This is a genomic window from Pseudomonas sp. C321 (assembly GCF_055407105.1).
Genome location: NZ_JBUZRB010000004.1, coordinates 288,910 through 301,754, shown reverse-complemented (window position 1 = coordinate 301,754; position 12,845 = coordinate 288,910). Strand labels below are relative to the sequence as shown.

Annotated in this window: 13 protein-coding genes; 2 read left to right on the top strand and 11 right to left on the bottom strand. The window is 61.2% G+C overall.

All coding sequences use genetic code 11. From position 1 onward, the window contains the following. Positions 1 to 68 precede the first annotated feature (68 nt). From ycaC to ACZRJ6_RS14080, 3 genes are read right to left on the bottom strand one after another with little or no spacing between them, the layout of a single operon-like run. Positions 69 to 689: an isochorismate family cysteine hydrolase YcaC gene (gene ycaC / locus ACZRJ6_RS14090; protein ID WP_149412427.1), complete on the bottom strand. Its 621-nt coding sequence runs from the start codon at positions 687 to 689 to the stop codon at positions 69 to 71. Positions 690 to 714: 25 nt separating this feature from the next. Further along, positions 715 to 2,553, bottom strand: a complete 1,839-nt coding sequence (locus tag ACZRJ6_RS14085; protein ID WP_463968689.1) for an amidohydrolase — start codon at positions 2,551 to 2,553, stop codon at positions 715 to 717. Beyond that, positions 2,550 to 3,146: an antibiotic biosynthesis monooxygenase gene (locus ACZRJ6_RS14080; RefSeq protein ID WP_463968690.1), complete on the bottom strand. Its 597-nt coding sequence runs from the start codon at positions 3,144 to 3,146 to the stop codon at positions 2,550 to 2,552. The genes ACZRJ6_RS14085 and ACZRJ6_RS14080 overlap by 4 nt, the downstream gene beginning before the upstream one ends. Before the next feature lie 168 nt (positions 3,147 to 3,314). On the opposite strand from ACZRJ6_RS14080, the gene ACZRJ6_RS14075 reads away from it, so the two are divergent. Beyond that, positions 3,315 to 3,794, top strand: a complete 480-nt coding sequence (locus ACZRJ6_RS14075; protein WP_463968691.1) for an AraC family transcriptional regulator — start codon at positions 3,315 to 3,317, stop codon at positions 3,792 to 3,794. Positions 3,795 to 3,911: 117 nt separating this feature from the next. Beyond that, entirely contained in the window at positions 3,912 to 4,634 is a 723-nt protein-coding gene (locus ACZRJ6_RS14070; protein WP_463968692.1) for a pirin family protein, read from the top strand. A gap of 102 nt (positions 4,635 to 4,736) precedes the next feature. On the opposite strand, the gene ACZRJ6_RS14065 is transcribed toward ACZRJ6_RS14070, so the two are convergent. From ACZRJ6_RS14065 to narJ, 8 genes are all read right to left on the bottom strand, one after another. Further along, a complete protein-coding gene (locus ACZRJ6_RS14065; RefSeq protein ID WP_463968693.1) occupies positions 4,737 to 6,356 on the bottom strand; it encodes a methyl-accepting chemotaxis protein in 1,620 nt (539 codons plus the stop codon). A 98-nt stretch (positions 6,357 to 6,454) separates the two neighbouring features. Beyond that, on the bottom strand, positions 6,455 to 7,150 hold the full coding sequence (locus ACZRJ6_RS14060; RefSeq protein WP_463968694.1) for an anaerobic ribonucleoside-triphosphate reductase activating protein: 696 nt from the start codon (positions 7,148 to 7,150) through the stop codon (positions 6,455 to 6,457). Further along, positions 7,147 to 7,314 carry an anaerobic ribonucleoside-triphosphate reductase gene (gene nrdD / locus ACZRJ6_RS14055; RefSeq protein WP_463968695.1) on the bottom strand — a complete coding sequence of 56 codons (168 nt, stop codon included), beginning with the start codon at positions 7,312 to 7,314 and terminating at the stop codon, positions 7,147 to 7,149. The genes ACZRJ6_RS14060 and nrdD overlap by 4 nt, the downstream gene beginning before the upstream one ends. 38 nt (positions 7,315 to 7,352) lie before the next feature. After that, positions 7,353 to 9,368, bottom strand: a complete 2,016-nt coding sequence (locus ACZRJ6_RS14050; protein WP_463968696.1) for a ribonucleoside triphosphate reductase — start codon at positions 9,366 to 9,368, stop codon at positions 7,353 to 7,355. Between the two features lie 130 nt (positions 9,369 to 9,498). Continuing rightward, positions 9,499 to 10,485: a GTP 3',8-cyclase MoaA gene (gene moaA, locus ACZRJ6_RS14045; RefSeq protein WP_463968697.1), complete on the bottom strand. Its 987-nt coding sequence runs from the start codon at positions 10,483 to 10,485 to the stop codon at positions 9,499 to 9,501. 1 nt (position 10,486) lies between these two features. Further along, on the bottom strand, positions 10,487 to 11,404 hold the full coding sequence (locus ACZRJ6_RS14040; protein ID WP_463968698.1) for a peptidylprolyl isomerase: 918 nt from the start codon (positions 11,402 to 11,404) through the stop codon (positions 10,487 to 10,489). Positions 11,405 to 11,414: 10 nt separating this feature from the next. Next, positions 11,415 to 12,095 carry a respiratory nitrate reductase subunit gamma gene (gene narI / locus ACZRJ6_RS14035; RefSeq protein ID WP_149412437.1) on the bottom strand — a complete coding sequence of 227 codons (681 nt, stop codon included), beginning with the start codon at positions 12,093 to 12,095 and terminating at the stop codon, positions 11,415 to 11,417. Next, complete coding sequence (gene narJ / locus ACZRJ6_RS14030; protein WP_463968699.1) at positions 12,088 to 12,843, bottom strand: nitrate reductase molybdenum cofactor assembly chaperone; 756 nt, start codon at positions 12,841 to 12,843, stop codon at positions 12,088 to 12,090. Before narJ ends, narI begins: the two co-directional genes overlap by 8 nt. Positions 12,844 to 12,845 lie beyond the last annotated feature (2 nt).

Below are 12,845 nucleotides of genomic sequence, written 5' to 3'. Positions count from 1 at the left end.
TGAATAGTGTGGCGCGGGGCCAGCCCGCTCGCCACAACAAGCTCGCCCCTACAAAGGGGCGGCAGGGCTTACTTGTTGGCCGTCAACACCGAGTAGCTGTTCATCAAGTTACGGTAGTTGGGAATGCGCGGCGACAGCAGGTTGGCCAGGCCTTCCATATCGTTGCGCCAGTCCACTTGCAGCTCGCAGGCCACCGAGAACCAGTTCACCAGTTGTGCACCGGCCGCCGCCATGCGCGCCCAGGCCGCCTGTTGCACGGTTTCGTTGAAGGTGCCCGAGGCATCGGTGACCACAAATACTTCAAAGCCTTCAGCCAGCGCCGACAGGGTCGGGAAGGTCACGCACACGTCGGTTACCACACCGGCGATGATCAGTTGCTTGCGGCCAGTGGCTTTCACCGCCTTGACGAAGTCTTCGTTGTCCCAGGCATTGATCTGGCCGGGACGCGGGATGTACGGCGCATCCGGGAACAGCTCTTTCAACTCGGGCACCATCGGGCCGTTGGGGCCGTTTTCGAAGCTGGTGGTGAGGATGGTTGGCAGCTTGAAGAACTTGGCCACGTCGGCCAGGGCCAGGACGTTGTTCTTGAATTCGTTGGGGGAGAAATCCTGCACCAGGGAGATCAGGCCGGTCTGGTGATCCACCAACAGGACCACGGCGTCGTCTTTGTTCAAGCGTTTGTAAGTCATGGGTAGCTCCTTTTGGGTTGTTCATTTAGAAAGCAAAACACGAGCAGCCAAACGCCCCCCAGAACCCCTGGAAGTCGCTGACTGGCACTTTTGAAAGCCGTGCCCGTTCATGGCTGTGGGAGTGCACCGCACACGGGCCGCTGCATTGGTGGACCTGGGCCGGCAACGATGAGGTCGGTCGCCAATGGCCCGGGACCTTGACCACCGGCGACCAGTCCGGCAACACCGGTACGCTGGGCGGTGCGACGTCTTCAAAATCGCCGGCGCCGTAGACCACCTTGCCGCCGACCACAGTCAGTACCGACTCGATCCACTTGATGGCTTCTTCGTCGACACTGAAAAAGTCCGCCGACAACGCAGCCACATCCGCCAATTGCCCGACCTTGATCTGGCCCTTTTTGCCTTGCTCGGACGAGAACCAGGCGCTGCCGTGGGTAAACAGTTCCAGGGCGGTGAGGCGCGGCAGGCCTTCGGCGTTCAGCTCCAGGCCACCGACAGTGCGACCGCTGACCATCCAGTACAGCGAGGTCCAGGGGTTGTAGCTCGACACCCGCGTGGCGTCTGTACCGGCGCCTACCGGCACGCCTTCGGCGAGCATGCGCTTGATCGGCGGCGTCGCCTCGGCAGCCTTGGCACCGTAACGTTCGACAAAGTACTCGCCCTGAAATGCCATGCGGTCCTGGATCGCAATACCACCGCCCAACGCCCGTACACGCTCGATGTTTTTCGCAGTGATGGTTTCGGCGTGGTCGAAGAACCACGGCAGGCCATTGAACGGGATGTCCCGATTGACCTTTTCGAACACGTCGAGCATCCGCGAGATCGACTCGTCGTAGGTCGCATGCAGGCGGAACGGCCAGCGCTGCTCCACCAGATGGCGCACCACCGGTTCCAGTTCCTGCTCCATGGTCAGCGGCAGGTCCGGGCGTGGCTCGAGGAAGTCTTCGAAGTCTGCCGCCGAGAACACCAGCATCTCGCCGGCACCGTTGTGGCGCAGATAGTCGTCGCCCTGGTGCAGGGCGACGCTGGCGGTCCAGTGCTTGAAGTCGCTGAGTTCTTCCTTGGGCTTTTGGGTGAACAGGTTGTAGGCGATGCGCACCGTCAACTGTTCATCCCTGGCCAACTGCTCGATCACCGCGTAGTCATCGGGGTAGTTCTGGAAACCACCACCGGCATCGATGGCACTGGTCAGGCCGAGGCGGTTGAGTTCACGCATGAACTGGCGGGTGGAGTTGACCTGGTATTCCAGGGGCAGTTTCGGCCCCTTGGCCAAGGTCGAATAAAGAATCATCGCGTTGGGCCGCGCCACCAGCATGCCCGTGGGGTTGCCGTTGCTGTCGCGGACAATCTCGCCGCCGGGCGGGTTCGGCGTGTCCTTGGTGTAGCCGGCCACGCGCAGGGCGGCGCGGTTGAGCAAGGCGCGGTCGTACAGGTGGAGCACGAATACGGGGGTGTCGGGGGCGGCCTGGTTGAGTTCTTCCAGGGTGGGCATGCGTTTTTCGGCGAACTGGAATTCGTTCCAGCCGCCCACCACCCGCACCCATTGCGGCGTGGGCGTGCGGTCGGCCTGGTCCTTGAGCATGCGCAGGGCATCGGCCAGGGACGGCACGCCTTCCCAGCGCAGTTCAAGGTTGTAATTCAGGCCACCACGGATCAGGTGCAGGTGCGAGTCGTTGAGACCGGGGATGACGGTGCGGCCCTTGAGGTCGATGACTTGCGTGCCACTGCCACGCAGGGCCATGGCCTCGCCGTCAGTGCCCACGGCGACAAAGCGCCCCTGGCTGATGGCGACCGCCGTGGCCCGCGGGCTTTCACGGTCCACGGTATGGAATTGGCCATTGAACAGAATCAGGTCGGCGTTCATAGGGTTTCCTTTACAGAGGCTTCAAGCCAGGGGGCGAACAGGCGGGTCGCCGCTGGCATCAACAAATAGACCACCAGCAGGACGATGGTCAGGGTGACCAGGAAAGTGGCGACCAGGTAGTTGGATAAAAACGGATGCAGGTGCAGCACCGGCCCCCAAAGCAACGGGATCACCAAGGTCAGCGGCAGGATCACCAATAGCGTGACCACCGCTTGCTTCCAGCGCGGCGGCTTGGCAGCGCTGTCGGACAGGGGCGAGAACCAGAATTCATTGACTGCGCCAACTTCGGTCTGGTCGCCGTCGGCCAGCATCGGCGTGGCTTCGTTGATCAGCTCCTGGCGTTGCGGGGAGCCCAGCCAGAGTTCCAGGTCAGCGCTGGAGCGGTAGCGCAGTACACAGGTGAACAGCGCCAGGCCGCCCTGTTTGCCACGTACCACATCAACACCGAGGTGGCCGGGGCGCTCACCGGCGATGCGCACGATGCGCCGCAACCAGGCTTCATAGTCGGCCTCGCGACCTGGCTTGACGCGGTGCTTGACCACCAGGGTCACGACTTCGTCCGACACAGGTGTCGCTTGCAATGCTGGGTCCATTGGCCCCTCCCCTGGATGCTTGAACGATGCGCCAGTGTGCAATGGTTTCATGACGAAAAATTGTATGTATGTGCTGTGCACGGAAGATCGCTGCTGCGGTCTACACTGGGCTTTCACTCACCGGAACAGGTGTTTAAGCAAGATCCCATCGACCACGGATACTGACTCATGGCCCGACCAGAGCAATGCGTTTCACCCAAGGACGGTAACCCTCTGCCGGTGAGCGCAACCGCAGTGACCGGAGCGCTGTGCGCCCGCCGCGAGCGCATGGTCAAGCAATTGATCCTCGCCAATCTCACGCAAAACCTGGACCTGACGGAACTGGCCCGTGCCTGTGCGCTGTCCAGAAGTCATTTCTCCCGCGCCTTCAAGTGCGCCACGGGCTTGGCGCCTCGTGAATGGATTCGCCAACAGCGCATCAAGCGGGCCAAGGTGCTGATTGCCGCTTCGGGCTTGAACCTGACGCAAATCAGCCAGGAATGTGGCTTCTGCGACCAGGCGCACTTTTGTCACATATTCAGCCGCAGCGAAGGGATCAAGCCGATGGCATGGCGTAATCGTCAGCTTGGATACAGGCACCACCTCAGGATAGTGCAGATTTCCTATGTGCTCGGACCCGCTGGCGAGGGGCATAAACTGTCAACTTGAAAGAGACAGTTATTCAATTTTCAGCTTATTAATGAATCCATTCATAACCATTAATCTTCTTCTCAACGCAGGAGCCCTGCAATTTCGCAGCCTCGCTCCTCTTGAGGAGAAGACCCCATGCTGACCCTTCGCAACGCTCACGAACGCGGCGCCGCCAACCACGGTTGGTTGAAGTCGTTCCACACCTTTTCGTTCGCCAACTACTGGAACCCCAAGGAGCAGGGCTTTTCCGACCTGCTGGTGATCAACGACGATCGGGTAGCCGCAGGCAAGGGTTTCGGCCAGCACCCGCACCGGGACATGGAGATTTTCTCCTATGTGCTCGAAGGAGCCCTGGAACACAAGGACACCCTGGGCACCGGTTCGGTAATACGCCCTGGCGATGTGCAGTTGATGAGCGCCGGCAGCGGCGTGGCCCACAGTGAGTTCAACCACAGCCAGACCCGCGGTGTGCACTTTCTGCAAATCTGGATCGTGCCGAACGTGGGGGGTGCTGAGCCGCGCTATCAGCAGGAGCATTTCAGCGAGGCGCAGAAACGTGGGCGCCTGCAGTTGATCATCTCCCCCGACGGCGCCGAGGGTTCGCTCAACGTACGCCAGGATGCGCGGGTCTATGCTGGGCTGTTCGACGGCAATGAAGCCACCACCCTGGCCCTGGCACCGGAGCGTTACGTCTACGTCCATGTGGCGCGGGGCAGCGTTGAGGTCAACGGCCAGCGGTTGCAGGAAGGCGACGGTGCACGCGTTCGTAATGAGCGGGAAATCCACCTGAGCCACGGCGAAAACGCCGAGGTGCTGGTGTTTGACCTGCGCCCCAACGAACTGCCCGAAATGCCGTGATGGTGCCGCCGATGGCCCTAGAAATAGGGCCATCGCTGGCGTTGAACGTCTGATGCAGAACCGTGTATGAACGGATACGTACTCAGTAAACCCAACCCAGCGTCAAACGCGAAACCGCGCCACGGTCAGGTGCAAATTCCCGGCCATCTGCGCCAGCTCCTGCCCCGCCGTATCCGTATGCCGAGCCCCCAACAACACCTGCTCCGACAAATTACGAATCCCCACCAGGTTGCGATCCACCTCCCGCGCCACCAACGCCTGCTCCTCCGTCGCGCTGGCGATCATCAGGTTGCGTTCATTGATCTGGGAAATGGAGCGGGTGATTTCTTCCAGCGCCTCACCCGAACGTTGCGCCACGCCCAACGTCGTTTGCACCAACTGGCTACTGTCCTGCATCGCCGTCACCGCCTGTTCGGTATCCAGGCGGATATTGCCAATCATCTGCTCAATCTCCTGGGTCGAGGCCTGGGTGCGATGGGCCAACGCCCGCACCTCATCCGCCACTACCGCAAACCCGCGCCCGGCATCACCGGCCCGGGCCGCTTCGATCGCCGCGTTGAGGGCCAGCAGATTGGTCTGGTCGGCAATGCTGCGGATCACTTCCAGCACACCACTGATGTCCTGCACGCGCCCGGCCAGTTGCTGGATACGCACCGAAGTATCGGTCACACCCTCGGCCAATGTGTTGATCGAGGCCACGGTTTCCTGGACCTGATCACGGCCACGCTGGGCCGTTTGCGCCGAGAGCCGCGAAGCCTCGCTGGTACTCACTGCATTGCGCGCCACTTCATCCACGGCAGCAGTCATCTCGTTGACCGCCGTGGCCGCCTGTTCGATCTCCATCCCCTGCAACTGCAAGCTGCTGCTGGTCTGGCTGCTGACCGCGCTCAGTTCCTCGGACGAACTGGCAACATGGTCCACCGAAACGGCGATCTGCCGGACCATTTCGTTGAGGCTCTGCTGCATTTGATGCATGTTCATCATCACGCTGCCCTCCAGGCTCGCGCCGAGCGCAACCTCGGTGGTCAAATCGCCCTGGGCGATCTGGCTCAAGACTCGCGCCGCCTCATCGGGCTCACCACCCAAGGGGCGGGTAACGCTGCGGGTGACAATCACTGCCGCCGCTGCTACCAGGGCCAAGCACAACAGGAATAGCCCGAGCATGTTGCGTCGCGCCTCGCTGTACAAGGACTGCGCGGCCTGTTCACGCTCGGCGAAGATCCGCCCTTGCAGGGCCATCAAGGCATCCAGGTTCTTGAACACCTCCTGCTCCGCCGGCATCACCTTTTGCTTGAGCTGCATCAGCCCCTCTTCCCGTGCCCCCTGGCGGATCAGCGCTTGCACCTGAGTGAAGGCCGCCACGTAGGTTTCACGATGGGTTTTCAAGGCGGCAAAGGCGGCCTTGCCTTCCGGCGCATAGAACAGCGGCTCCAGGGTGGTGAACGCGTCAGTGATGCGCTGTCGGGTGGTGGCGATAGCTTGCTGGGCCTGCTGATTTTCCTGGTCGATCAGCAAGTCACGGGTACTGCGGCCGTTATCGCGCACACCCGTGGCGATGACCATCAACGGGGCGATTTTCGGCCAGTCCTGCTGGACGATCAGCACCGATTGCTCCTTGAGGGTGGCCAGGTTGTCGAGTGCGTAAAAAACCATGCCGGCGAGTGCCAGCGGAGCAATGGCAAAACCGACGGCGATGCGTCGGGCTGTGGTTAGTCGAGTCATGTCATAAGCTCCCTGATGAATACCTGCCCAAGGGGCGGCACCTTTGAAAATCCTGTGGGAGATCAATCACCACGCTTGAAGGGGGTCCGCGAACGGGATCAGCCCCGTAAAACAAATGCCGGAAACAGCTCGCGCATTTTTTCCCATAATTCAGGTAGCAAGGCCTGTGCCGAAACGCTCGGCAATTGCTCATCGAGCATTCTGGCGGTACGCACCAGTTGCACGGCGAAGCGCTTGACGCCACGTTCCTGTAAACGCTGGGCCAACAGCAGCAAACGCTGCGGATCGATCAGGTGCCAATGCACCGTGGTGCGGCATTCGTAGTCCACGCCGCTGTTGAGCAACATGTCCAGGCTGCGCCAGTTGGCGGCGCCGCTGCCCTTGACCTGGGTGATCAGCTGGCAATCCTCGGCCAGGGCCTTGACGTCGAAACCCACCCAATCAGCATGGACCAACGCATTGGCAAACCCGGCAGGCTTGATCCCGGCACTGTGCAGGCCAATACGGAAGCCCATCTCGCGCACTTCATCCATCGCTCCCGGCAGGCCTTCCTGCAAGGTTGGCTCGCCGCCGCTGAACACCACGGCGTCCAGCAGGTCCTGGCGCCGTTGCAGAAACAACAATACTCGGCGCCAATCCACCTCTGCGCTGCCGCGTGGGGGAATCAGGTCCGGGTTATGGCAATAGCGACAGCGCCAGGCACAGCCCTGGCAGAACAGCACGCAAGCGAGCATGCCGGGGTAGTCGAGGGTGGTCAGGGGCACAAGGCCCCCGACCCGTAGGGCTCGACTCATTTGCGCCCGGCCGCAGCCGCGCTTTCCGTGAAGTGCGCACGCTCACGGTGTTCGGACTGTTTGCCAGGGTTGAAGGCCGAGACAGGACGGTGATAACCCATGACCCGGGTCCAGACTTCACAACGTTGACGTTCTAGAACGGGCGATGCCTTGGTGGTACTCATGGTGGTATTACTCCTTGGGGGGGATGGGAAACCGATAGTCAATGCACCGCGCCCTGGTGCTGCTCGCGCAGCAGCAAGACTTCGTCGCACTTGGGACAGAATTCATGTTCGCCATCGAGGTAACCGTGGACCGGGCAGATCGAGAAGGTCGGCGTCACCGTCAGGTACGGCAGGCGGAATCGCCCCAGAGCCTTGCGCACCAGTTGTTTGCAGGCCTGCGTGGAGGAAATCCGCTCGGCCATGTACAGGTGCAACACGGTGCCGCCAGTGTATTTACATTGCAGTTCGTCCTGCAGCTCCAGGGCTTCGAAGGGGTCTTCGGTATAGCCGACCGGTAACTGCGAGGAGTTGGTGTAGTAAGGCGCATCGAGGCTGCCGGCCTGGAGAATGTCCGGGTAGCGCTTGAGGTCTTCCTTGGCAAATCGGTAAGTGGTGCCTTCGGCCGGCGTGGCTTCGAGGTTGTAGAGGTGGCCGGTCTCTTCCTGGAAGCGCAGCAGCGTGGCCCGCACATGGTCCAGCAGTTTCAGGGCAAACTGGCGGCCCTGCTCGGTGTGCGTGCCCTGCTCGTCGCCGCTGAAATTGCGCAACATCTCGTGTATGCCATTGAGGCCGATGGTGGAGAAGTGATTGCGCAAGGTGCCCAGGTAACGCTTTGTGTAAGGATAGAGCCCGGCGTCCATGTGACGCTGGATCACCTTGCGCTTGACCTCAAGGCTCTCCATCGCCCATTCCATCAGGGTGTCGAGGCGTTGCAACAGGCCGCTGGTATCGCCCTTGAACAGATACCCCAGGCGTGCGCAGTTGATGGTCACCACCCCCAGCGAGCCGGTCTGCTCCGCCGAACCGAACAGGCCACCGCCGCGCTTGAGCAGCTCGCGCACGTCCAGTTGCAGGCGGCAGCACATGGAGCGCACCTGATTGGGTTGCATATCGGAATTGAGGAAGTTCTGGAAATACGGCAGACCGTAACGGGCAGTCATCTCGAACAGCAGGTCAGCATTTTCGCTGTCCCAGGGGAAATCGTGGGTGATGTTGTAGGTGGGAATCGGGAAGGTAAACACCCGGCCTTTCACATCGCCCTCCTGCATCACTTCAATGTAGGCGCGGTTGATCAGCTCCATCTCGACCTGCAGGTCGCCATAGGCAAAAGGCATTTCTTCGCCGCCGATGATCGGGATCTGTTCACGCAAGTCCTCCGGGCACACCCAGTCGAAGGTCAGGTTGGTAAACGGTGTCTGGGTGCCCCAGCGCGACGGCACGTTGAGGTTGTAGATGAACTCCTGCAACGCCTGGCGGATCTCGGGGAAGCTCAGTTGATCCTTGCGCACGTAAGGCGCCAGGTAGGTGTCGAAGGAGCTGAACGCCTGGGCGCCGGCCCACTCGTTTTGCAGGGTGCCAAGGAAGTTGACCATCTGCCCCAGGGCGCTGCTCAAGTGCTTGGGGGGACCTGCTTCAACCCGACCAGGGACGCCATTGAGGCCTTCATGCAACAAGGTGCGCAGGGACCAGCCGGCGCAATAACCGGCGAGCATGTCCAGGTCATGGATATGCAAGTCCGCCTCGCGGTGGGCACGGCCGATGGCTTCGCTGTAGACCTCGTCCAGCCAATAATTGGCAGTGACCTTGCCCGACACATTGAGCACCAGCCCACCGAGGGAATAGCCCTGATTGGCATTGGCCTGGACTCGCCAGTCGTCGCGGTCCAGGTACTCGTTCATCGAGGTTGCGACTTCCACCAGGGTCTTGCGATCCCGGCGCAGGCGGCCGTGCTGTTCGCGATAGACGATGTAGGCGCGCATGGAGAAGAAGTAACCGGCGTCCATCAATACCCGTTCGACGCTGTCCTGGACCTGTTCGACATCCAGGCGAGTAACCCCCCGCAGCCGGGCCAGTACGGAGCCGAGCAACAGGTCGACCTCAGCCTCGCTGTACTCGCCGGTGGCGTTGCCGGCGGCAATCAGCGCCTGACGGATTTTATCGGCATCAAAGGCAACCAGGCTGCCATCGCGTTTGTGCAACCGGTTACTGACCAAGGGGCTCAGCGTGCTATGCATTGGGAGACTCCAGACACTACATATAGGTGTTTTAAATCTTTAAGACACAACATGCAGTAATGGTACGGAGAAAAGCACAAGCTGCAATTGACCAGCGTCAAGTTTTCAAAAGCGCATTGGATGATTGTTCTCATCCGCCACTCATGTTCATGAACCGCAAAACCTGCACCTCACCCTCCCCCGTAAAATCATGGCGCAACGGCTTGCCCTTCAACGCCTTCTGCAGCGCCTCAACCAGCGGCCGATCATCCAGCGGGTACCTGCGCACCAACGCGCGAAAATCCACCGAATTGTCCTGCCCCAAACACAGCAGCAACTGCCCTTCCACCGTCATCCGCACCCGATTGCAGCTGGCGCAGAAGTTATGGGAGTTGGGCGAGATAAAGCCGATACGCGTCTGCGGATGCCGGGCCAAACGCACATAGCGCGCCGGGCCGCCGCTGTTTTCGGTGCTGTCCAGAAGCTCATGACGGGTGGCGATCAGCGCCCGCACTTGATCGCTGGCGCAAAAGGTTTCACCCCTTGAGCGCCCCACATCCCCCAGCGGCATCTCTTCGATAAAACTGATGTCGATGCCCTGGTCGATGGCGTACTGGACCAGCGCCGGGACTTCATCGAAGTTGCGCCCTTTCATTACCACGCAGTTGAGCTTGACCCGCTCAAACCCCGCATCCCGCGCGGCCTCAATACCATCGAGCACTTGCCGCAGATTGCCGTTGCGGGTGATCGCACGAAACCGCTCCTCATCCAGGCTATCGAGGCTGATGTTCATGCGCTTGACGCCGGCCTCCACCAACGGCCGGGCCAGGCGCCCCAGTTGCGAGCCGTTGCTGGTCATCACCAGTTCCCGCAGGCCGGGCAAGGCGGCGATGTTGCGGCACAGCTCGACAATGCCTGGTCGAATCAGCGGTTCGCCACCGGTCAGGCGGATCTTGCGTACTCCCTGGCCGACGAACAGCGCCGCCAGCCGATGCAATTCCTCAAGGGTCAACACCTGCTGGCGCGGCAGGAACGTCATGTTTTTCGCCATGCAATACACACAGCGAAAATCACAACGGTCGGTCACCGACAACCGCAGGTAATCAATGGGGCGGCCCACACCATCCACCAGGCTCATGTCACTGTACCAACGGAGAGTCGGCGCCCTGCAAGGCGATACCGCGTACATCCGCCGCACCAATCAGGGTTTGCAGGTATTGCACCAACGCCTTCTGCCACACCCCTTGCTGCAGTTGGGTGCGAATAGCGACCGCCACCGCTTCGTAAGGCAACGGCTGGCCTTCGATGCGCTGGTCGACGCTGATGACGTGCCAGCCATAGCGACTTTCCAGCGGTTTGCTGGCGATGCCCGGCGCCAGGGTGAACAACTGGCGCTCCAGTTCCGGCACAGTCTGGCCCTTGCTGACTTGGCCCAACGAACCACCCTGGGCTTTTGATGGGCAGGCCGAATATTTAAGAGCCAGTTCAGCAAAGCTGCCGGGGGCTGCTTCCAGGCTCAGCAACAACACCTCGGCCTGGGAGTGCGCCAAATGGCGTGCCTCGGCGTCGTCCGGCGCGCATTCCAGCAGGATATGCCGCACCGCCAACAACGGCGCGCTATGAAAGCGCCCGCGATTGCTCTCGAAGTAGTGCAGGCAGGTGGCCTCGTCGCAATCGGGCACCTTGACCTCCTGCTCCAGCAACATACGGGTAGCTGCTTCCTCTTCATTCTCGCCGGCACCCACGTCCAGCAGCAGTCCCAGTTCGCGAATCCGCTGCTGCAACAGCTCGCGGATCACCAGGGCCCGGGCGGCAAGGAACACCGCCTCTTCACGGCTTTGCGCTGGGTGATATTGCAGTTCCTGAGCCATCGCCTCCGGGGTGACGGGCACCCCGTTGACGCTGACGATTGGCCACTCCTGTTCACTGCTGGCGATCAACTCTACCGCCTGGGGCTCAACCTCCAGGGGTGCCTGAACCTCGATTACCGGCTCCTTGGCCGACGATCCGCAACCGCCGCCGCCACCATTGCCACCACATCCGCATCCAGTAGTCATGACGATATCCTCAATACTTCTGCCGAACGATTTGATAACGACGACCCAGGTACCAGATCGGCGCGCTGACCATATGCACCAGACGGGTAAACGGGAACAGTACAAACAGCGTCAAGCCCAACGCCACGTGGGCCTTGTAGATCAGGCTCACCGGGGCAATTGCCGCTGCTGCTTCCACCGGCCGCAGCAACACCACGTTCTGCGCCCAGTCAGCGAGCATCACCATTACCGAACCGTCCATGTGGCCGGTGGAGGCAACGATGGTCAGCAAACCAAGAAGCAACTGCGCCAGCAGCACCAGCAAAATCATGATGTCCGACGGGCTCGATGTCGCACGAACACGCGGGTCACCCAGGCGGCGCTTGACCAGCATCAGCAAGCCCACCAGGCACAGCAGGCCAAAGAAGCCACCGGAGACCATCGCCAGTAACTGCTTGTTCTCGGTACTGATCACATGGTGGTAGATCGATGCCGGCGTCAGCAGCCCGACAAAGTGTCCGGCCAGCACAAACAGCACGCCGATATGGAAGAAGTTGCTCGCCACGCGCATGCCACGGTTGTTGAGCATTTGGCTGGAGCCGGCCTTCCAGGTGTACTGGGACAGGTCAAAGCGCGCCCAACTGCCCAACAGGCAGATCGCCAGGGCGACGTAGGGGTAAACTCCAAATACCAGCAAATTCCACTTAGACATTACCCACCTCCTTGGCTGGCGCGGCGGCCAGCCCTTCGTGCTGAAAATCCACCCAGTGCAGTGGCACTGCGCTTTCCTCGCGAGCCTTGCCCTGTGCGCTGGGCATCGAGCTGCAACGGTCCTGCTGCTCGGCCTGCATAAAGTCCACGGCCTCCTCTTCCCAGATCTTGTCCAGGGCTTCGAGGGAGTCGTCCCGAGGCTCGGCCGCTACTTGCGCCCGCAACTCGGCAACAGCCTGGTGCGGTTCGGCGCCAGCAATCTGCAGCAGCGCGCGAAAGCAAGCGGCATAGCCGCTCTCGCGTTCGTCCAGGCGCGCCGCCAGCAACGCCAGCAAGTGCGCCACATCTGCCAGGCCCTCGCGGGCCTCGATGTCTTCGCGGGTGGACAAAAACTCCAGGTACAGCGGGATGTAGTCCGGCAGTTCCTTGACGCCGATGGCGAATCCCGCTTCCTCGTACTGGGCCATCATGTCGACCATGGCCTGGCCCCGGTCGCGGGACTCGCCATGGACGTGTTCGAACAACAGCAGTGACAGCGAACGGCCACGGCCAAATAGCGCGCCGTAGTGTTCCTGGCCGTCCATCAAGTCATTGCCGCAGATCAGTTCCAGCAGATCAAACAGCGCGCCGCGCTGCTTGGGGCTGATTTCCCGCGACTCGATGATCGCCCGCTCCAGTTCGTCACGGCCGGCCACCAGGGTCTCGGTGGGATAGTCCAGCAGCAACGAAATCACTTTCAGGATGCGCATAT

What these genes read in the sequence shown, in the direction of transcription:
- ycaC (WP_149412427.1), bottom strand. Translation starts at nt 689, where the DNA reads ATGACTTACAAACGCTTGAACAAAGACGACGCCGTGGTCCTGTTGGTG.
- nrdD (WP_463968695.1), bottom strand. Translation starts at nt 7,314, where the DNA reads ATGAGTACCACCAAGGCATCGCCCGTTCTAGAACGTCAACGTTGTGAA.
- narI (WP_149412437.1), bottom strand. Translation starts at nt 12,095, where the DNA reads ATGTCTAAGTGGAATTTGCTGGTATTTGGAGTTTACCCCTACGTCGCC.
- ACZRJ6_RS14080 (WP_463968690.1), bottom strand. Translation starts at nt 3,146, where the DNA reads ATGGACCCAGCATTGCAAGCGACACCTGTGTCGGACGAAGTCGTGACC.
- ACZRJ6_RS14085 (WP_463968689.1), bottom strand. Translation starts at nt 2,553, where the DNA reads ATGAACGCCGACCTGATTCTGTTCAATGGCCAATTCCATACCGTGGAC.
- ACZRJ6_RS14075 (WP_463968691.1), top strand. Translation starts at nt 3,315, where the DNA reads ATGGCCCGACCAGAGCAATGCGTTTCACCCAAGGACGGTAACCCTCTG.
- ACZRJ6_RS14060 (WP_463968694.1), bottom strand. Translation starts at nt 7,150, where the DNA reads ATGAGTCGAGCCCTACGGGTCGGGGGCCTTGTGCCCCTGACCACCCTC.
- moaA (WP_463968697.1), bottom strand. Translation starts at nt 10,485, where the DNA reads ATGAGCCTGGTGGATGGTGTGGGCCGCCCCATTGATTACCTGCGGTTG.
- ACZRJ6_RS14040 (WP_463968698.1), bottom strand. Translation starts at nt 11,404, where the DNA reads ATGACTACTGGATGCGGATGTGGTGGCAATGGTGGCGGCGGCGGTTGC.
- ACZRJ6_RS14050 (WP_463968696.1), bottom strand. Translation starts at nt 9,368, where the DNA reads ATGCATAGCACGCTGAGCCCCTTGGTCAGTAACCGGTTGCACAAACGC.
- ACZRJ6_RS14070 (WP_463968692.1), top strand. Translation starts at nt 3,912, where the DNA reads ATGCTGACCCTTCGCAACGCTCACGAACGCGGCGCCGCCAACCACGGT.
- ACZRJ6_RS14065 (WP_463968693.1), bottom strand. Translation starts at nt 6,356, where the DNA reads ATGACTCGACTAACCACAGCCCGACGCATCGCCGTCGGTTTTGCCATT.
- narJ (WP_463968699.1), bottom strand. Translation starts at nt 12,843, where the DNA reads ATGCGCATCCTGAAAGTGATTTCGTTGCTGCTGGACTATCCCACCGAG.